Source organism: Nonomuraea sp. NPDC050556 (assembly GCF_044457355.1).
In the GTDB taxonomy this organism is placed as follows: Bacteria; Actinomycetota; Actinomycetes; order Streptosporangiales; family Streptosporangiaceae; genus Nonomuraea.
The window spans coordinates 1,091,827-1,109,027 of sequence record NZ_JBITGU010000002.1; the positions used below are offsets into that span (position 1 = coordinate 1,091,827).

The 17,201-nt window shown below is 69.5% G+C and carries 16 protein-coding genes; 7 read left to right on the top strand and 9 right to left on the bottom strand.

Annotation, left to right across the window (positions count from 1 at the left end; genetic code table 11):
• Positions 1 to 20: 20 nt before the first annotated feature.
• Positions 21 to 1,994, bottom strand: coding sequence for a hypothetical protein (locus ACIBG8_RS23180; protein WP_397346162.1), 1,974 nt, complete (start codon positions 1,992 to 1,994; stop codon positions 21 to 23).
• A gap of 80 nt (positions 1,995 to 2,074) precedes the next feature.
• Between ACIBG8_RS23180 and ACIBG8_RS23185 the strand changes: the two genes are divergently transcribed.
• From ACIBG8_RS23185 to ACIBG8_RS23200, 4 genes are all read left to right on the top strand, one after another.
• Positions 2,075 to 3,412: a hypothetical protein gene (locus tag ACIBG8_RS23185; protein WP_397344985.1), complete on the top strand. Its 1,338-nt coding sequence runs from the start codon at positions 2,075 to 2,077 to the stop codon at positions 3,410 to 3,412.
• A gap of 227 nt (positions 3,413 to 3,639) precedes the next feature.
• Entirely contained in the window at positions 3,640 to 5,250 is a 1,611-nt protein-coding gene (locus tag ACIBG8_RS23190; protein ID WP_397344986.1) for an LCP family protein, read from the top strand.
• 212 nt (positions 5,251 to 5,462) lie between these two features.
• Positions 5,463 to 6,575, top strand: a complete 1,113-nt coding sequence (locus ACIBG8_RS23195; protein WP_397344987.1) for an acyltransferase family protein — start codon at positions 5,463 to 5,465, stop codon at positions 6,573 to 6,575.
• 56 nt (positions 6,576 to 6,631) lie between these two features.
• Complete coding sequence (locus ACIBG8_RS23200; protein WP_397344988.1) at positions 6,632 to 7,618, top strand: glycosyltransferase; 987 nt, start codon at positions 6,632 to 6,634, stop codon at positions 7,616 to 7,618.
• Here ACIBG8_RS23200 and ACIBG8_RS23205 read toward each other — a convergent pair.
• Both ACIBG8_RS23205 and ACIBG8_RS23210 read right to left on the bottom strand, forming a co-directional pair.
• Positions 7,551 to 8,399: a hypothetical protein gene (locus tag ACIBG8_RS23205; protein ID WP_397344989.1), complete on the bottom strand. Its 849-nt coding sequence runs from the start codon at positions 8,397 to 8,399 to the stop codon at positions 7,551 to 7,553. The genes ACIBG8_RS23200 and ACIBG8_RS23205 overlap by 68 nt on opposite strands.
• Positions 8,396 to 8,854 (bottom strand): RNA polymerase sigma factor, encoded by a 459-nt coding sequence (locus ACIBG8_RS23210; protein WP_397346163.1) that lies wholly within the window; start codon positions 8,852 to 8,854, stop codon positions 8,396 to 8,398. Before ACIBG8_RS23210 ends, ACIBG8_RS23205 begins: the two co-directional genes overlap by 4 nt.
• Positions 8,855 to 8,943: 89 nt before the next feature.
• On the opposite strand from ACIBG8_RS23210, the gene ACIBG8_RS23215 reads away from it, so the two are divergent.
• Positions 8,944 to 9,657 (top strand): acetoacetate decarboxylase family protein, encoded by a 714-nt coding sequence (locus ACIBG8_RS23215; RefSeq protein ID WP_397344990.1) that lies wholly within the window; start codon positions 8,944 to 8,946, stop codon positions 9,655 to 9,657.
• Here the strand turns inward: ACIBG8_RS23215 and ACIBG8_RS23220 are convergent.
• Positions 9,654 to 10,271 carry a GNAT family N-acetyltransferase gene (locus ACIBG8_RS23220; protein ID WP_397344991.1) on the bottom strand — a complete coding sequence of 206 codons (618 nt, stop codon included), beginning with the start codon at positions 10,269 to 10,271 and terminating at the stop codon, positions 9,654 to 9,656. The two genes, ACIBG8_RS23215 and ACIBG8_RS23220, sit on opposite strands and share 4 nt — an antisense overlap.
• A complete protein-coding gene (locus ACIBG8_RS23225) occupies positions 10,255 to 11,655 on the bottom strand; it encodes a PLP-dependent aminotransferase family protein (RefSeq protein ID WP_397344992.1) in 1,401 nt (466 codons plus the stop codon). Before ACIBG8_RS23225 ends, ACIBG8_RS23220 begins: the two co-directional genes overlap by 17 nt.
• Between ACIBG8_RS23225 and ACIBG8_RS23230 the strand changes: the two genes are divergently transcribed.
• Both ACIBG8_RS23230 and ACIBG8_RS23235 read left to right on the top strand, forming a co-directional pair.
• Positions 11,654 to 12,856 (top strand): aminotransferase class V-fold PLP-dependent enzyme, encoded by a 1,203-nt coding sequence (locus tag ACIBG8_RS23230; protein WP_397344993.1) that lies wholly within the window; start codon positions 11,654 to 11,656, stop codon positions 12,854 to 12,856. The two genes, ACIBG8_RS23225 and ACIBG8_RS23230, sit on opposite strands and share 2 nt — an antisense overlap.
• 57 nt (positions 12,857 to 12,913) lie before the next feature.
• Positions 12,914 to 13,315, top strand: coding sequence for a hypothetical protein (locus ACIBG8_RS23235; protein WP_397344994.1), 402 nt, complete (start codon positions 12,914 to 12,916; stop codon positions 13,313 to 13,315).
• A gap of 121 nt (positions 13,316 to 13,436) precedes the next feature.
• Here the strand turns inward: ACIBG8_RS23235 and ACIBG8_RS23240 are convergent, their stop codons facing one another.
• From ACIBG8_RS23240 to ACIBG8_RS23255, 4 genes are all read right to left on the bottom strand, one after another.
• The gene (locus ACIBG8_RS23240; RefSeq protein ID WP_397346164.1) at positions 13,437 to 14,318 is read right to left on the bottom strand and encodes a glycosyltransferase family 2 protein; all 882 of its coding nucleotides are present in this window, start codon (positions 14,316 to 14,318) and stop codon (positions 13,437 to 13,439) included.
• A gap of 190 nt (positions 14,319 to 14,508) precedes the next feature.
• The gene (locus ACIBG8_RS23245) at positions 14,509 to 15,294 is read right to left on the bottom strand and encodes a CDP-alcohol phosphatidyltransferase family protein (RefSeq protein WP_397344995.1); all 786 of its coding nucleotides are present in this window, start codon (positions 15,292 to 15,294) and stop codon (positions 14,509 to 14,511) included.
• 33 nt (positions 15,295 to 15,327) lie between these two features.
• On the bottom strand, positions 15,328 to 16,368 hold the full coding sequence (locus ACIBG8_RS23250) for an iron-containing alcohol dehydrogenase family protein (RefSeq protein ID WP_397346165.1): 1,041 nt from the start codon (positions 16,366 to 16,368) through the stop codon (positions 15,328 to 15,330).
• A gap of 30 nt (positions 16,369 to 16,398) precedes the next feature.
• Complete coding sequence (locus ACIBG8_RS23255) at positions 16,399 to 17,130, bottom strand: sugar phosphate nucleotidyltransferase (protein WP_397344996.1); 732 nt, start codon at positions 17,128 to 17,130, stop codon at positions 16,399 to 16,401.
• Positions 17,131 to 17,201 lie beyond the last annotated feature (71 nt).

Below are 17,201 nucleotides of genomic sequence, written 5' to 3' on the forward strand. Positions count from 1 at the left end.
GCGACAAAGGGAATGAGGCGTCAATGGACGATGGACATCCAGACGTTCACGGTCAGGGTCCAGGTGCCGTTCGGGGGTTCGGTCAGGGAGCGTTCGTCCTGCTTGGTCACCAGGTTCATCACGTGCGCGGGTGAACCGTACGGTGCCACCTGGTCGTCCTGCGCCGCCAGGATCACCGGGGTTCTGCCTGCCTCGCGGATGCGGGCGGCCAGACGGTCGACGTCCGCCGCCGGGGCCACGTCGCTGCCGTCCTCGCGCTTCACCTGCGCGGCGGGCAGGTCGCACATGCCGCGGACCAGCTGCGTGAAACGGTCCCCGGTCACGCGTTCCACCAGCAGCACCGAGCCGTCGCGCGGCAGCGCGGCGCACAGGGAGCGCACCGCGGCCACCTCGCCCCGCTCGACCGGGCTGAAGGCCGTGCCGATCGAGGTGATCGCGGGCGGCACGAGGATCAGGACCGTGCCGATCCCGGCGAGCCACTGCTGGGTGCGCGTGCCGTACCCCATCCTGCGCGCCTTGTCGCGCACCCACCCGAGCCCCCACACGGCCAGCAGGATCAGCCCGGGGATGACCAGCGGCACCAGACGCCGCGAGGCCCACGGCTGGTCGGGGGTGATCTCCGGCCGCAGCAGCGTGGTGACGGTGGTCCACCCGATGACGGCCAGCGGCAGCAGCCACTCGAACGACGCGCCGTTGCGCAGCAGCCGCCTGGTCAGCACTGCGGCGCCGATCGTCGCGAGCACCACGACCGGCACCCCGACGTACCAGATCACCCAGTAGAGCGAGTCCTCGAAGTAGAGCCGCGTCCCGTCCACGGGCAGGCGGTTGGCCGCCTGCGTCTTCTGGATGAACTCGTAGGTCAGCCAGTCTTCCTTCGTCGTGGGCGTGCGCCGCACGGTCTGCACCCAAGGCCGTACGGCGAAGCCGACCATCACCAGCGCCACCAGCGCCGCCCCGAGCTCGGGCACCCGCCGCGGCACCCTCAACCGCGCCAGCCGCGGCGCGAGAGCCGTACCCAGGAGCGTCAGCACCAGCACGGCGCCGCAGATCAGCAGCAGCGGCACCACGGAACGCGACAGATAGTTCAGGTACGGCCGAGCCAGCAGGTAAGCGGCGAGAAACCCCAGCCCTGCCCCCACGGCCAGCCCGCCCATGAGCGAGGCCCCGCGCCGCCTGGCGATCAGCAGCCCGGCGAACGCCACGACGGGCAGGATGTCGCGCAACCCGTCCACCCTGACCAGCACGGCCATCCCGAACACCAGCCCGGCCAGCCCGTAGTCGAGCCGCGACCGCGCCTCGTGCACCAGCGAGAGCCCGCCGACCAGCAGGATGAGCGACGGGATCTCGCTGAAGGTCGTCCGCGAGGTGTAGAGGATCGGCAGGCTGATCCCGAACGCCAGCGCGGCCACCGGAGCCCACCGCGGCCCGGCGAGCCGGGCGACCGTACCGGAGAAGACCAGGACGGCGAGCGCGCCGAGCACGGCCGGGCCCAGCACCAGCCCACCCAGCCAGTCGCCCACCGCGAACAGCAGCGGCGGCCCCGGCATGAACTGCGGCACCACCGCCCCGCCGAAGTCGTAGAACCCGACGCTGCCGAAGATCAGCGACGGGTCCGCGCCGCCGAACGCCGCCGCCTGTGTCGGGATCGGCAGTGACCCGTGCCGAGCGATCCACGCCGTGTACTGCGCGTAGGTGGCCGGATCGCGCCTGACGATCAGTTGCTCGCTGTGCATCAGCAGGTTGAAGACGAGGGAGCCGCCGGCGACGGCCAGCACCCCCGCGACGTGCCAGGCGGTCGCGTCGACGATCTCCGGCAGCCGGGGCAGCACGGCCCGGCACAGCAGCCCGACCACCACGAGCCCCGGCAGCACCGCCCAGGGCGAGAACCAGCCGAGCAACAGCAGCGGCAGCCCGGTGATCAGCCATCCGGCCACGGCGAGCACGGGCAACACGCTCGCCACGGCAAACACCCGGCCGGCCGTGGGTCTGCGCATCACGATCGCGAGCGTATCCAACGTCGGTGACAACACGCCGATGCGACGCCGTTCCCGGTATGGCCGGTAACGTACGGCTGGTGAGGAGGCACGGGTGGTTCCTTGGCGTCCTGGGCATCGGTGCGCTCCTTCGGGTCGTCACGATGCTCGGCTACCGCCCGGCGTTGTGGTTCCCCGACTCCTACACCTACATCGTCACGGTGATGCGCCCCAGGCCCGACCTGGTGCGCCCGGCCGGATACTCGATGTTCATCAAGCTCTTCGAGCCGTTCCACAGCTTCGCCGTGGTGACCGCGGTCCAGCACCTGCTCGGGCTGGCGACCGGCGTGCTGATCTACGTGGCGGCGCTGCGCACGAAGCGCTGGATCGCGACGCTGGCCGCCGTGCCCGTCCTGCTCGACGCGTACCAGATCGAGCTGGAACACCTGCTGGTCTCCGACACCCTCTTCCTGTTCCTGGTCGTGTGCGCCGTCTTCCTCGCCTTGAGGACAGAGCTTTCCTGGCGTACGGCTCTCGCCATCGGGCTGCTCCTGGCAGCCGCCTCCCTCACCAGGACCGTCGGGCAGCCGCTGATCCTCCTGCTGGCCGCCTGGCTGCTCGTGCGGAAGAAGGTCAGGCTGACCGGCGTGATGCTGGCTGCCGCACTGGTCCCGATCGTGGCCTACGGGGCCTGGTTCTACGCCACCTACCAGCGCGTCGGCATCGTCGGCGCCAACGGCGTGTTCCTCTACGCGCGCACGATGTCGTTCGCCGACTGCGCGAGGATGCGGCCGCCGCCCGACCTCGCGGTCCTCTGCGACCCGCGCCCGCCCTCTGAGCGGCCGCCGTCCCAGGAGTACGTGTGGTCGCGCGACTCGCCCCTGGTCAAGCTGCCCGGTGACACGTTCACCGCGCACAACGACGCGCTGGCCGGGCGCTTCGCCAGACTGGCGATCATGAGCCAGCCGCTCGACTACGCCGGATCGGTGCTGTCGGAGCTGGCGCGCACCTTCACCTGGGGCCGTCCGGTCTATCCGGATCTGGAGATCTACACCTATTACCAGTTCCCCGCCGCCACGCCGCCCCCGCCTGGACGGCACGCGGCCCAGCTCGGCGTCGAGCTGGCCGGGAAGTACGAGCAGGGCGACATCTCCACCCAGGTCGTCGAGCCCTTCGCGGGCTGGATGCGCGCCTACCAGTCCTTTGCGCGGCTGCCAGGGACGCTGCTGCTGGTGATCGTGCTGGCCCCGCCCGTGGTGTGGGTGGCGCGCAGGCGGCGCGGCTCGGTGCCCGAGTGGGTGCTGCCTTGGACCGGCGCGGTCGCATTGCTGGTCATGCCGCCGATGCTGGCCGAATTCGACTACCGATACGTCCTGCCGGCCGTACCCCTGGCCTGCCTGGCGGCGGCGCTCTGCACCCGAGCTCCGCGGGATTCGTAAAGTCTGGCACCTGGTTATTCCACGAAATGTCCGGGTCTGAGTATGCTCTGTGCCTGGAACATCACGCCTGGGTCACGGTCGATTCCACCGATCATGGCTCCGGGCACGCTGTACGTGACCTAGTCTCGTGGCGCGATGTGCGAACGACCCTGCCAGCGTGATACGGCCTGGCTCATCTCCGGAGAAGGAGGCCGTGTGGAGCGCAACTGGCCAGGTGAGGGGGGCATATGAGTGACCACAGGAGCGTGTCCGTCCAGGACCGCAGAGTCGCGCCGACGGACCCGGGCCACCGCTCGTCACGCCGGGCCTCCTCGCCCCCTCCCCCGCCGGACGACCCCCCGCGTGGACGCCGCAGCGGCGGCTCCGGCGGCGGCAAGATGCGGGTCTTCGCCTGGATCAGCATCGTCCTCACCGCCCTGCTGGTCGCCGGGTCGCTCACCGGATACGCGCTCGTGCGCAACACCCTGGGCGCGATCAACAAGAAGGGCTTCAAGGAAGACCTGATCAACAACGTGCCGAAGAACGCCACGGGCGCTCTCAACGTGTTGATCGTCGGTTCCGACACCCGCGAGGGCGACAACGCGAAGTACGGCCGCGACGCCTCCAAGGACGTGGGGTTCGGCAAGCGCACCGACACGATCCTGCTCATGCATATCTCGCCCAACCGCGACAACGTGCAGGTCCTGAGCTTCCCCCGCGACTCCATGGTCAACATCCCGCGGTGCAAGGACCCGAAGACCAAGACGATCATGAACGGCCGGCTGGACATGATCAACTCCGCCTACAACTCGGGCGGCATCTCCTGCACCATCGAGACCATCCAGACGCTGACCCAGATCCACATCGACCACTACGTCGAAGTCGACTTCAGCGGCTTCAAGAGCATCATCAACGCCATCGGCGGCGTCTCCATGTGCTTCAAGCAGCCGATCGACGACAAGAACTCCAAGCTGCACATCACCGCGGGCAACCACAAGCTCACGGGTGAGCAGGCGCTGGCGTTCATGCGCCTGCGCCACTACGGCGACGGCAGCGACCTGTCCCGCATCACCCGCCAGCAGCAGCTGCTCAGCAAGATGGTCCAGCAGGTCACCAAGGACGGCCTGCTCGGCAACCCGACCAAGCTCCTCGACATCGTGAGCAAGGTCGCGACGTCCGTGACCATGGACCCCGACCTCGGCGACGACCCGCAGAAGCTGATCAGCATCGCAGGAAGCGCCAAGTCGCTGTCCGCGAGCGGCGTCAAGTTCATCAAGATCCCCGTGACGGCCTACCCCGCCGACCCCAACCGGGTGATCTGGCTGCAGCCGGTGGCCAACGAGCTCTTCCAGCAGATCTCCCAGGACATCGAGGTCGCGCAGCCCACGCCGACCGCGACGAGCAAGGTGACGATCAAGCCGGAGCAGGTCAGGATCCAGGTGCTGAACGGCTCGGGCAAGGTCGGCGAGGGCCAGCGGGTGGCCGACCTCCTGACCAAGCACGGGTTCACCGTCGAGAGCGTCGGCAACGCGGCGGACGCCGGCGGCGCCAAGGTGGCCACGACGAAGGTCCTCTACTCGCAGAAGTCGGCCGGTGACGCCGACTTCGCGTCGGTGGCGGCGGCCAAGCTCAGCGGCACGGTCACGGCCAGCGCCAAGAAGGTCAAACCGACCGAGTCGCACGACTACGTGCCGACCGCGGGGGTCACCCCGCCCGAGGGCACCAAGCCCGCCACGTCAGGCCCGATCGTCCAGGTGGTCATCGGCGCCGACTTCAGGGGCGTGCGGGTGCCGACGGTGGTCTCCAAGACCGTGCAGAACAACACCGTCACGGCTGACACCAAGAACATCTGCGCCTGAGTCAAGGCGGGGACCGATCACCAGAAAAGCCGCGATCACCTCAGAGTTCCCTGTGTAACAAGGGTTTCTGAGGTCTCTCCCGCGACATGCGCGTCAGCTACGGATAAGGTTGTCGGGTCGGCGAGACGGGTTCGCCTGACGCTGTCAAGGCGTCTGTCAAGCTCGCTTCGCCGGTGCACCCCCCGGCCCCGAGCGAAGCTGAGCAGCCCTCCGTGACTGACACGCGCACCCCTCCCCCGATCGCGGCAGAGCCCTGGCCGAAGCCGGTGGCCAGTCCGCTGTGGGACGAGAACACCTCGCCGGAGGGGTTGCAGCCGCCGCCGCAGAAGCGGGTCCGCGAGCCGTACCTCGACAACGTGAAGTTCCTGCTCATCGCGCTGGTCGTGGTGGGGCACTCGCTGGTGCCGACGCTGAAGACCAACTCCTCGTCGTCGCTGTACATCTTCATCTACACCTTCCACATGCCGCTGTTCGTGATCATCAGCGGCTACCTGTCGAAGAACTTCTGGAACTCCACCGCCAAGGTCAACAAGCTGGTCGACACGTTCGTCGTGCCGTACGTGATCGTCGAGGTCGGCTACGCCGCGCTGCGGTTCGCCGTCGGGCAGAAGTGGAGCCTGACGATCATCGACCCGGCCTGGCTCAACTGGTACCTGCTGGCGCTGCTGTTCTGGCGGCTGTCGACGCCGGTGTGGGGGCGGATGAAATACTCGATCCCGGTGGCGATAGTCATCTACCTGTTCGCCGGGTTCTCCCAGATCAGCGGTGACTTCAGCATGGACCGCTTCTTCGGGCTGCTGCCGTTCTTCGTGATCGGCCTGTGGCTGAAGCCGGAGCACTTCGAGCTGATCAACCGCAGGTGGATCAAGATCGTGGCCGCCGTGGTGCTGGTCGGGGCGGCCGGGGCGGCGATGTTCCTGTCATGGCGGGGTGTCAGCCTCGACCCGCTCTACTTCAAGCACAGCTACAAGGACCTCGGGCTCAACTGGTGGAAGGGCCTGGGCATGCGCAGCGCGCTGCTGGTGGCCGCGCTCACCATGTCCGCGGCCGTGCTCGCGCTCGTGCCGCGGCGCGAGACCTGGTTCACCGACCTCGGCACCCGCACCCTCTACTGCTACCTGCTCCACGGCATCATCGTCCTGGTCGCCAAGGACCAGGGCTGGCTCGACTTCCCGTGGCTGCACGGGCCGCTCGGCGTGCTGGCCATCTCCTCCAGCGCGTTCGCGCTGGCGATCGTGTTGTGCCTGCCCGAGACGCGCACCGTCTTCAAGTGGATGCTGGAGCCCAAGCTCACCTGGCTCTACAGGCGACCTTCTGGAAGTTAAGCGGCAGTTCCGCCCGCATTAACGTCGCGGAATTGCTGGGCGCTCAGCATCGACATATGCGGGTATGCGTCGCCACCACCGTCCACCACCCCGAGGACGCCCGGATCATGCATCGGCAGATCAGGGCGTTGCTCGACGCGGGCCACGAGGTGACGTACGTGGCCCCCTTCACCTACTTCAACGTCACCCCGATGCCGCCGATCACCCCGATCGACGTGCCCTACCGCGGCAGCGGCCGGTCGGCGCTGCGGCGCGGGGTGCGCGGCGCCGACCTCCTCATCGTGCACGACCTGGCGCTGCTGCGGTCACTGCCGTTCCGGCGGCCGCCCGTCGTCTGGGACGACAGGGAGAGCGCGCCGAGCTTCGCCAGGTCCAGGGCCCGGCGGCGGCACCACCTGCTCGTCGCGCCCGAGGCCACCCAGGTGTCCTCCGCGCCGCCCAAGCCGGGCGACACGCGGCTGGTGCACATCGGGCGGCTGTCGGCAGAGCGCGGCGTGAGCGAGCTGATCGGCGTCGCGGAACGGCTGATCCCGCACGGGATCCGGCTCGACCTGATCGGCGCCGCCGACCCGGCCATCCGCCCCTTGCTGCGCGACGCGCAGCGGGTGGGGCTGCTCGACTGGTTCGGCTACGTCCCCAACCGCCACGCCCTCCGCATGGCCGAAGGCGCCCTGGCCGGTCTGTCCCTGGCACATCCCGAGGTCGAGGGTGCGCCGACGAAGGTGCTGGACTACATGGGACGCGGGCTGCCCGTGATCACGACCCCGCAGGCGGCGCCGCTCGTCGAACGTGCCCGGTGCGGGCTCGTCGTGCCGCTGGACGTGGACGCGGTCGTGCAGGCCGTGCTCGACCTCAAGGAAGATCCGGTACGGCGGGGCGAGATGGGGGCGCGGGGGCACCTGGAAGCCAGCCTGCACCACCACTGGCCGGACCACGCGCCTGCCTTCGTGGCGGGGATGGAGGAGTGCGCTGCGCCTAGGGACGTTCGAGGTCGAAGGCCAGATCGGCCAGCCGCACGGTACGCACGCGTGGGTCCTCGATGAGCTTGCGCAGGTCGGCGACGTTCTCGTCGGTGACGAAGGCGTAGGCGAGACCGTCCTTGGCCGCCTTGCGCAGCCGGGCGAGATCCAGGTCGAACCTGCGCAGATTGGGCTCGTCATGATCCTGCAGCTCGCCGACCCAGGCACGGAAGCCGGACAGCGCCGTCTCCTCCAGGAAATCCCAGGTGATGGGCACGGATCCGGTCCTGACCTCGTAGGCGACGCGCTCGGCGCCCGTGCCCGCCTGGACCAGGAAGTCGCGGAACGCCTGGTCTGCCATCGGCTGCGCCAACTCCACCACGGCCAGCGCGTTCATGTCCTGGGGCAGCCTCGCCAGCACCTTGCGTATGTTCTCCCTCCTCTGCAGGGTTCCGCCCACGTTGGCCAGCATCGTGGTCAGGTCGGTGTTGCCGAGCTGCGCCCACGGCAGCTCTTCGACCCGCCCGAAGAAGTTCTGCCGCACCTCGTAGGTGGAGCCCCCGCCAACGTTGAACGCGCCTATGGCGCGGATCGGCTGGGCGGACACCCGCAGCGACATCGACAGCGGGCCCACGTCGCAGCACGGCTCGATGTCGAGGTGGTAGGCGGGCTTGGCGATCTGCAGCGCCGTGCCCAGCACCTTCTCCATGCGCTCCTCCCTGTCGCCCCTGGTCTGCAGCAGGCGGAGGCCGCCGATCAGCATCACGGCCACCACGGCGAGGGCGAGCGCCGACGTCAGTGCTGTCCTGAGCACACCGCGCCGGACGGCCCTGCGGGTCTTCTTGGGGTCGAAGTCGGGGATCATGTTCGTTCTCCGTACAGGTCGGCGAAGGCGGCTCTGGCGCGCCACACGGCGGTCTTGACAGCGGCGGGGGACTTGCCGGTCATCGCGGCCACCTCGACCAGCGAGAAACCCTCGAAATACACCAACGTGAGCAGCCTGCTGTGCTGCTCCGGCAGCCGGGCGAGGGCGTCGCGGATCTCCAGCGTCTCGATGGCCAGCGACGGCACCCCGAGCTCGTCCGCGTCCGGCAGCGCCAGCTCCTTGCGGCTGCGCCGTACGTGGTCGACCAGGACGTTGCGGGCGATGGTGAGCAGCCACGCGGCCGGGTTCTCCCCGCGCCACCCGAGCAGCGCCCTGGTCGCCTTGACGAACGTCTCCTGGGCCAGGTCCTCGGCCAGGTGGGGGTCGCGGGTCCTGCGCAGGAGGAACCCGCACACGAGCGACCAGTGCTCGCGGTAGAGCTCCTCGATGATGATGGCCTCCGCGCTCTTACGACAGTCACATCACACCAGACGGGATCCGGCGAGGAATGGTCACACGGCTTTCCGGTTGATGTACTGGTCTCATGGCATCGCATCTGATCCAGGGCCGTACGGTCACCATGCCCGTCAGGATTCGCGACGCGACGGTCTGCAGCGCCATGTACCCGGTCAGAGCGGACGCCGCCCGTGCGGTCATCGCCTACTCCGGGCTCGACGTGGCCGAGATCTTCCCCGGCAAGGGCGTCTGCGTGCTGGTGTTCGTCGACTACCGCGACGGCGACCTGGACGCCTACCACGAGTTCGGCGTCGCCTTCCTCACCCGCCCGCCGGGTTCCTCCGGTTCCGTCGGGCTGTCCGATCTGCGGCACGCCGGGGCCTTCGTCCACTGGCTGCCGGTGGACCAGCGGTTCACGCTGGAGGCCGGGCGGTCGATCTGGGGCTTTCCGAAGGAACTGGCCGACATCGATCTACGGCTCAGCTCGCCGTACAAGCGTTGCATCGTCCGTAAGGACGGGCGGCTGGTGCTCGACCTGCTCATCAAGCCGGGTTTCCCCGTCCCGGCGGGTGGCTCGTCGGCGCCCATGACCGCCTATACGCACCGGGACGGTGTCACCCAGCACATTCCCGCCCAGATGGCGGTGCGTGGCACCCGGATCCGGCCGGGCGGGGCGCTGATCCGGCTCGGCAACCATCCGATCGCCAAGGAGCTGAGCGAGCTCGGCCTGCCCAAGCGCGCCCTCCTGACCACCACGTCGACGCACGCCACGATGGCGTTCGGCGCGGCGGAGCCGGTCTAGGTCACCAGGAGAGCCTCCGCTCCCACCGGCTGGAATCCGGCGGCCAGGAAGGCGCGGACGCTCGCGGCGTTGCCCGGGGCGATCTGCGCCCAGAGCGGCTCGCCGACGTGCCCGCGCGCCGCCTTCGCGAGCGTACGGCCCAGCCCGCGCCCGTGGTGCGTCTCGTCGACCTCGACCGCCACCTCCCACCGCCCGGCCACCCCGCGTCCGACGGTGACCATGCCGCCGTCGCACGTCCACACCCGCACGTCGTCGCGGTAGCTCCTGGCCCGCACGACCCGCGGATGCCCGTGGTCGACGACCTCAGTTAGAGGGACATCTCCCTCGAGAAGCGGTGTAGCGACCATGAGCAGGTCGACGTTGTCCACATGACGCCCGGTCTCGATCTCCAGCGCCCGCAGGAACCTCGGCCCGAGCGGCGCGGACAGATCGTCATCGGGAAGCTGGGCGAGGACCCAGGCCGGGTCGAGGTCCGCGAAGATCACGCTGTGCCCGGTGAGCGCGAGCACCCCGAGGTCACGCGGCGACGGCTGCCCCACCACCGTCACCGTCCCGGGCAGCTCGGGGAACGATCCGTTGGCCACGTTCGCGAAGATCTCAGTCAGCGTCTCCATCCTGACATCTCACCAGGCGTCGTACGGCTTCCGCGAGATCGGGCAGCGCCGCCGTCGCGCCGAACGTGAGGCGCACGTAGTCACCGGGAGCCTCGGCGGCGAAATAGCGATCCCCCGCACTGACGGCCACGCCGTACCGCCTGGCCGCCCCGGCAATGCGGACGGCGCTCGACGGCGCCCTGGCCCACAGGTGCAGCCCACCGGCAGGGACCCGGGTGACCGTCCACGACGGGAGGTCGCGGGCCACCGCGGCCGCCAGCGCCACGGCCCGCTCACCCAGCGCCGTGCCCAGCGTCCGCACGTGGCGTTCCCACGCGGGCGAGGTGACCAGCTCCAGCGCCGCCTCCTGCAGCGGCCTGGCGACGAAGAAGTCGTCGACCCGCCGGATCGCCCGCATCCGCTCCATGACCGGTCCGCGCGCGATCAGCGCCCCGATGCGCAGGCTCGGCGCGCCTGGTTTGGTGAGCGAGGTCACGTACACGACCGTTCCGTCCCGATCGTCGGCGAGCAGGGGGCGCGGGGGCGCTCCGGCGTGGCCGAGGTGGCGTCCGAAGTCGTCCTCGACGACGAACGCCCCCGCCGCCCTGGCCACGTCGAGCACCTGCGCCCTGCGCGAGGCCGCGAGCACGGTCCCTGTGGGGTTGTGGAAGGCGGGCTGGCAGTAGAACAGCCGCGCCCCGGTCATCGCGAACGCCTCGGCCAGCAGGTCGGGCAGCACCCCTTCGTCGTCGAGCGGCACCGGCACCGGGCGCAGCCCGGCCGCCCTGGCCGCCGCCAGCGCGCCCGGGTAGGTGGGCGACTCCACCAGCACGGGGTCGCCGGGCCCGGCGATCGCGCGGAACGCCATGGACAGCGCGCTCTGCCCGCCACCGGTGACCAGCACGTCGGAGCCGGACACCCCGGCGCCGGTGAAGGCGGCGAACGCGGCGCGCAGCCCGGTCAGCCCGGCGGTCGGCGCCCGGTCCCAGACGTCGGGGCCGCGCCCGGCCCTGGTCAGCGCCGCGTTGAGTGCGCGCACGGGCTGTAGCGAGCGGTGCAGGTAGCCGCCGTCGAGCATCAGCGTGGACTCCGACGGGGTGCCGAACACGTCCGTGACCGACCGGACGTCGACCGTGCGGTCGGTGAGCGCGACGGTCTGCCAGGCGGTGTTCGCGACCCGGGCGTCCAACCTGGCGCGCTGCGCCACGAACGTGCCGCTGCCCGGCCTGGTGACCACGGCCCCCTCGGCGGCGAGTACGGCTATCGCCCGCGACACCGTGCCCGGCCCCACGTGGAAGCGCTGGATCAGCTCGCGGCTGCTGGGCAGGCGGTCGCCAGCCGCCAGCCCGGCGATCAGCCCGCGCAGGCTGTTCACCAGCTCCACAGAAGTGCTACCGTCTGACATGAGAGATCACAATAGCGCTACCAGCCTGGATGTAGAAGCGCTACGAGCAGACACCCCGGGCGCCGAGAAGGTCGTGCACTTCAACAACGCGGGCTGCGGCCTGCTGGCCACCCCCGTGCTGACCGCGATGCTCGACCACCTGCGCCTGGAGGCCGAGATCGGCGGCTACGAGGCCTCGGCGGCCCGAGCCGACCAGGTGCGCGGCTTCTACACCGAGCTGGGTGCGCTCATCAACTGCGCTCCGGACAACCTCGCCTTCGCCGGGAGCGCCACCCACGCCTTCGCCACCGCGCTGTCCGCGATCCCCTTCGAGCCCGGCGACGTCATCCTGACCACCCGCAACGACTTCATCTCCAACCAGATCGCGTTCCTGTCGCTGCGCAAACGGTTCGGCGTCGAGATCGTCCACGCGCCGGACGCCGCTGAGGGCGGCGTGGACGTGGCCGCCATGGCCCAGCTCATGCGGACGCTCCGCCCCAGGCTGGTCAGCGTCACGCACATCCCGACGAACTCCGGCCTGGTCCAGCCGGTCGCCGAGATCGGCGCGATCTGCCGCGAGCTCGACCTGCTCTACCTGGTGGACGCCTGCCAGTCGGTCGGCCAGTTCCCGATCGACGTGGCGGAGATCGGCTGCGACCTGCTCACCGCCACCTGCCGCAAGTTCCTGCGCGGCCCGCGCGGATCCGGCTTCCTGTACGTCTCCGACCGGGTGCTGCGCGAGGGCTACGAGCCGCTCTTCATCGACATGTACGGCGCGCGCTGGACCGCACCGGGGCAGTACGAGCCTGTGGAGACCGCCGCCCGGTTCGAGGACTGGGAGTTCCCCTACTCCACCGTCCTGGGGTGCGCCGCTGCCGCCCGCTACGCCCGCGAGGTCGGTGTCGAGGCCATCGCGCACCGCACTCCCGCGCTCGCCGCCTCCCTGCGCACGCAGCTCGCGGCCGTGCCCGGCGTGCGGGTGCTCGACCGGGGGCCGCGGCTGGGCGCCCTGGTGACGTTCGCGATCGAGGGGTGGGAGGCGCGGCCGTTCAAGGCGGCGATGGACGCCCGGGGGATCAACTCGGCGCTCAGCTTCCGCGACCTCGCCCAGTTCGACTTCGGCGACAAGGACGTCGACTGGTGCCTGCGCCTGTCACCGCACTACTACAACACCGAGGAGGAGGTGGCCAGGGTCGCCGCCGAGGTGGCCGAGCTCGCCTGACCCGTTCTTTCCCCTTGGGGGAACATCCCAGCACCCGTCCTTGGGGATCACCGGCACATGAGTAACGAACGCGTGACCGGGTGGGTGGGCTGGATCTGGTTCGCCGGCATCATGATGATCGTCGACGGCATCCTCAACGTCATCCACGGGCTGACCGCCATCTTCAACAACGGCTTCTTCATCGGCGCCAGGGGGCTGGTGCTCAACGTCGCCGGCTGGGGCTGGGTCCACCTGATCATCGGCATCCTGCTGCTCGTGGTGGGCACGGCGCTCGCGGTCGGCAAGGAGTGGGCGCGGATCATCGGCGTGGTGCTGGTGGCGGTCAACCTCATCACCCAGGTGCTGTCGATCCCGATCTACCCGTGGTGGTCGCTGATCGCCATCGTCATCGACGGCCTCATCCTGTACGCCCTGATCGTCCACGGCGACGAAGCAAGAACCCTGCGGGAGGGTTTCTAGCGCACGGGCTGACTTGTCGCCGTTACGGCGGCCAGCCCCGTCCGCTCGGTGAGCGTCACCCTCCCGACGGGCCCAGCCACGTACGGCGGGCGGCGCATCTGGCGGCTCCGCCGTACCCCTTCTAAACGATCGGCGGGCGGCCGAGTTTCATCATGCGCCAAGCCGTCGCCCAGGCCATCGGGCGGCGTTCGCCCGCAGGCGTGCGCAGTCCCTCGAAGAACCCGCGGAACCACGACTTGAGCGCCACCCCCGACCGCTCGCGCACCAGCGTCAGCACCACCCAGTCGATCAGGTAAAGCGCCGCCAGCGGCCAAGGCAGGTTGCGCCGCGCCAACCACACCCGGTTACGCGCGTTCAGCCGGTAGAACTCCGCGTGCCGCGTAGGCGGCACCTGCGGGTGGTACATCACCGTCTCCGCGTCGTACTCGATCCGGTACCCCTCGCCCAGCAGCCGCCAGGCCAGGTCCGTCTCCTCGTGCGCGTAGAAGAACCGCTCAGGCAACCCGCCCACCTGCAGGAACGCCGACCGCCTGATCGCGGAGGCACCCCCGAGGAACGTGGTCACCGGCGACGACCGCTCGGGGTCGCCCGCCCGCAGCCTCGGCACGTGACGCCGCTGCGACCCGCTGCCCTCGGGGTCCATCACCCGGAACGAGATGACCGCAAGATCGGGCTCGGTCGCGAACCGGTCGCGGACGTGCGCGACCACCTTCTGGTTGGCGTACCAGCCGTCGTCGTCGAGGAACAGCACGACATCGCCGGAGCACTCCTCGACGCCGCGATTGCGGCCTGCGGGAATGCCGGCGTTGTGCTCCAGCCTGACCGTTTTCACGGTCGCGGCAGAGCCCTCGGGTGGCGTCGCCGACACCTCGGGCACGTCGGCGCCGTTGCCGACGATCACCACTTCGACGTCGCCGTCGATCTGGTTGAGCGCGGACTCGACCGCCCGGTTCAGCTCCGCGACCCGGTTGCCCATGGTGAGGATGACGCACGAGATCTTCAACGGGTCATCGCCTTGACGCGTCGAGAACACGGGCGGAGCATTCTTTCATGATCACCGAGTCTGCTGGTCTGCCTATTTCCTGATTTTGACGAGTGTGCTGCGGCTAAGCGTATCGGAACCGACAGTGAACCCCTACCGAACGGCGGACGTCCGATCAATACGACGGGCGCCACGCCCAGACGGTTCCGATTCAACCCAACCGCCTCGAAGCCATGATGCTCACCAGGTGCAGAACCGTCTGCAGCGCGGCGGCGATCGCGCACGCCACCACCAGCACCCGGGTCGCCGTCAGGTCCCCCATCGCCAGGTCGATCACCGCCGCCACCAGCGCGAGCATCGACAGCTCGATCGGCTGCACGATCCGGTGGAACTTCGTCGCCGACAGGATCCGGCGGCCCAGCCCCAGCAGCCCCGAGCGGAACTGGGCGACCGACGCCTCGGTAGCGGTGGACAGCCCGCCCTTGGCCCTGGCCACGTCCACCAGGTCGGTCTCCGCCTTGATCAGGATCGCGCCCAGCGCCGCTGCCACACCCAGCACCGTGTACCAGTCGGGCAGCACGGCAGAAGCGCGCCAGCCCAGCCCGACCAGCAGGGCGGCCTCGGTGAAGTAGGCGCCGACGCGGTCGAGGTAGACCCCGGCCAGCGACGTCTTGCCCGTCCACCGGGCCAGCTCGCCGTCGGAGCAGTCGAGCAGCAGGTAGACCTGGATGAGCAGCGCCGCGCCCACCGCGGCCCACAGGCCGGGCAGGGCGATCACGAACCCGGCGGCCACGCCTGCCAGCGTCATGATCCAGGTGAGCTGGTTGGGCGTGACGGGCGTCTTGGTCAGCAGCCACGTGACCCGGATGGAGATCGCGCGCATGTAGAGCACGCCCGCCCAGTGCTCGCCGTTCTTGCGCTCCAGGTGGCCGGGGGGCTGCGCCACATCCCGGATCGCTGCTACCGATGGTCGCGGCCGCTCCCCGCTCGTTGGCATCGTTCCTCGCTCTCTCACGGGGAGCTCCTCCGCTCAGTGAGCGACGGCCCGGACATAGTCCTCCACCCGATCCCGAACCTCGTGCTCTGACAGGCGCAGATGCTCGAGGATCGTGTAGCGGCCAGGTCGGGTGGCGGGAGCCAGCATGACGGCCTGAGTGAACTGCTCGGTGCTGAGCCCGATGTCGCCGGGGGTGATCGGCAACTGGTGCTGGCGCAGGCAGTCTGCCACCTGCGTCAGCCGGGGGGCGTCTTCCCTGAGGAAGAAGCAGAAGGCGGCACCGATCCCGGCGAGCTCGCCGTGGTTGGAGGTGCCGGGGAAGAGCTGATCCACGGCATGAAGGATCTCATGGTCTCCGCCACTGGAGGGCCGAGACGAGCCAGCCACCACCATCGACATGCCGGAAAGGATCAGCGCTTCGGCCAGAACCGTCAGGAACGCATCGCTCTCGATGGAGTCGCGCCTGCCGACCAGCGCCTCTGCCGAGGTGCGCGCCATGGAGCAGGCCAGCCCGTCGATGGGCTCGCCGCGCTCCAGGTTGGCCAGCTGCCAGTCCTCGATCGCGGACAGGTTGCTGATCACGTCGCCGACGCCCGACCGCACCAGGGCCGGGGGCGCACTGTGCACGAAGTCGAGGTCGACGAGGATCGCCAGCGGCATCGGCACGCCGAAGGAACCCTTGCCGCCCTCGTACGTCAGCGACGCCGTCGGCGAGCAGATGCCGTCGTGCGACAGGTTGGTCGCCACGGCCACCATGGGGATGCCGGCGAGCGAGGCCGCGTATTTCGTGGCGTCGATCGTCCTGCCGCCACCGACCCCGACGACCACCTCGTAGGCGCCCTTGCGCAGGTCGGCGCCGAGCGAGACCGCCGCGTCCACGGAACCGTCGCAGACGCGGAAGACGTCCGCCTCGCTGAGCGTGGGCGCGATGAGGCCCTCGATGTGGTCACCCTGGCCGGGGCCCACCGCCACGGCGACCCTGCCGGAGGTCGCCACCCTGCTGTCGGCGAGCAGCGCGCCGAGCTGCGCGACAGCGCCGCGCCTGACCTCCATGGTCAGCGGGGCCGGCAGCATCCTGGCGAGAAGCGGCATCTGGGCTCCTCTTTAGTAGGTGGAGGCGATCGTGCGCGCCTTGGCGAGGTCGTCGTGGTTGTCGACCTCGACCCAGTCGACCTTGCCGATCGGGGCGACGTGGATGGACTCGCCGCGCTCGACGAGCTCCTGGTAGCCGTCCTCGTAGTAGAGCTGGGGGTCGCGCTCGAAGGTCGCCTGCAGCGCGTCGGCCAGCCGCTCGGCCGCGCCGGGCCTGAGCAGCGTCGCGCCGATGTACTCGCCGTAGGCCTCGGCCGGGTCCATGAGCTTGGTGATCTTCTTGAGGTTACCCTCGGAGAGGGTAACCTTCATCTCCTCGTCGGCCAGCGACTTGACGTCGTCGACCGCGAGCAGGATGTCGCTGGTCACCGGGGCAGACAGCAGCGTCTCCTCGACGGAGACGGGGTGCACGGTGTCGCCGTTCACCATGAGCAGGCCCTGCGCGAAGTAGTCGCGGGCGCACCACATGGAGTAGGCGTTGTTCCACTCCTCGGCCTTGTCGTTGTGCACGAGCTCGATCTTCACGCCGTAGCGCTTCTCGAATCCGGCCTTGCGCTCGTGTACGGCTTGCGCCGCATAGCCCACCACGATGATCACATCACGCAGATCCACCGCGGCGAGGTTGCGCAGCGAGATGTCCATGATCGTCGTATCTCCGTCGACCGGCACGAGCGCCTTGGGCAGCGTGTCGGTGTACGGCCGCAGGCGTCGTCCGGCTCCAGCGGCCAGCACCATTCCCAGCAACGTGCACTCCTAGGTCGAGCATGACTACGTAGCACCCAAAGGTTAGTTGCCTGGAGGCCCTGATCGGGTAA

What these genes read in the sequence shown, in the direction of transcription:
- ACIBG8_RS23180 (WP_397346162.1), bottom strand. Translation starts at nt 1,994, where the DNA reads ATGCGCAGACCCACGGCCGGCCGGGTGTTTGCCGTGGCGAGCGTGTTG.
- ACIBG8_RS23190 (WP_397344986.1), top strand. Translation starts at nt 3,640, where the DNA reads ATGAGTGACCACAGGAGCGTGTCCGTCCAGGACCGCAGAGTCGCGCCG.
- ACIBG8_RS23200 (WP_397344988.1), top strand. Translation starts at nt 6,632, where the DNA reads ATGCGGGTATGCGTCGCCACCACCGTCCACCACCCCGAGGACGCCCGG.
- ACIBG8_RS23205 (WP_397344989.1), bottom strand. Translation starts at nt 8,399, where the DNA reads ATGATCCCCGACTTCGACCCCAAGAAGACCCGCAGGGCCGTCCGGCGC.
- ACIBG8_RS23215 (WP_397344990.1), top strand. Translation starts at nt 8,944, where the DNA reads ATGGCATCGCATCTGATCCAGGGCCGTACGGTCACCATGCCCGTCAGG.
- ACIBG8_RS23220 (WP_397344991.1), bottom strand. Translation starts at nt 10,271, where the DNA reads ATGGAGACGCTGACTGAGATCTTCGCGAACGTGGCCAACGGATCGTTC.
- ACIBG8_RS23230 (WP_397344993.1), top strand. Translation starts at nt 11,654, where the DNA reads ATGAGAGATCACAATAGCGCTACCAGCCTGGATGTAGAAGCGCTACGA.
- ACIBG8_RS23225 (WP_397344992.1), bottom strand. Translation starts at nt 11,655, where the DNA reads ATGTCAGACGGTAGCACTTCTGTGGAGCTGGTGAACAGCCTGCGCGGG.
- ACIBG8_RS23235 (WP_397344994.1), top strand. Translation starts at nt 12,914, where the DNA reads ATGAGTAACGAACGCGTGACCGGGTGGGTGGGCTGGATCTGGTTCGCC.
- ACIBG8_RS23245 (WP_397344995.1), bottom strand. Translation starts at nt 15,294, where the DNA reads ATGCCAACGAGCGGGGAGCGGCCGCGACCATCGGTAGCAGCGATCCGG.
- ACIBG8_RS23250 (WP_397346165.1), bottom strand. Translation starts at nt 16,368, where the DNA reads ATGCTGCCGGCCCCGCTGACCATGGAGGTCAGGCGCGGCGCTGTCGCG.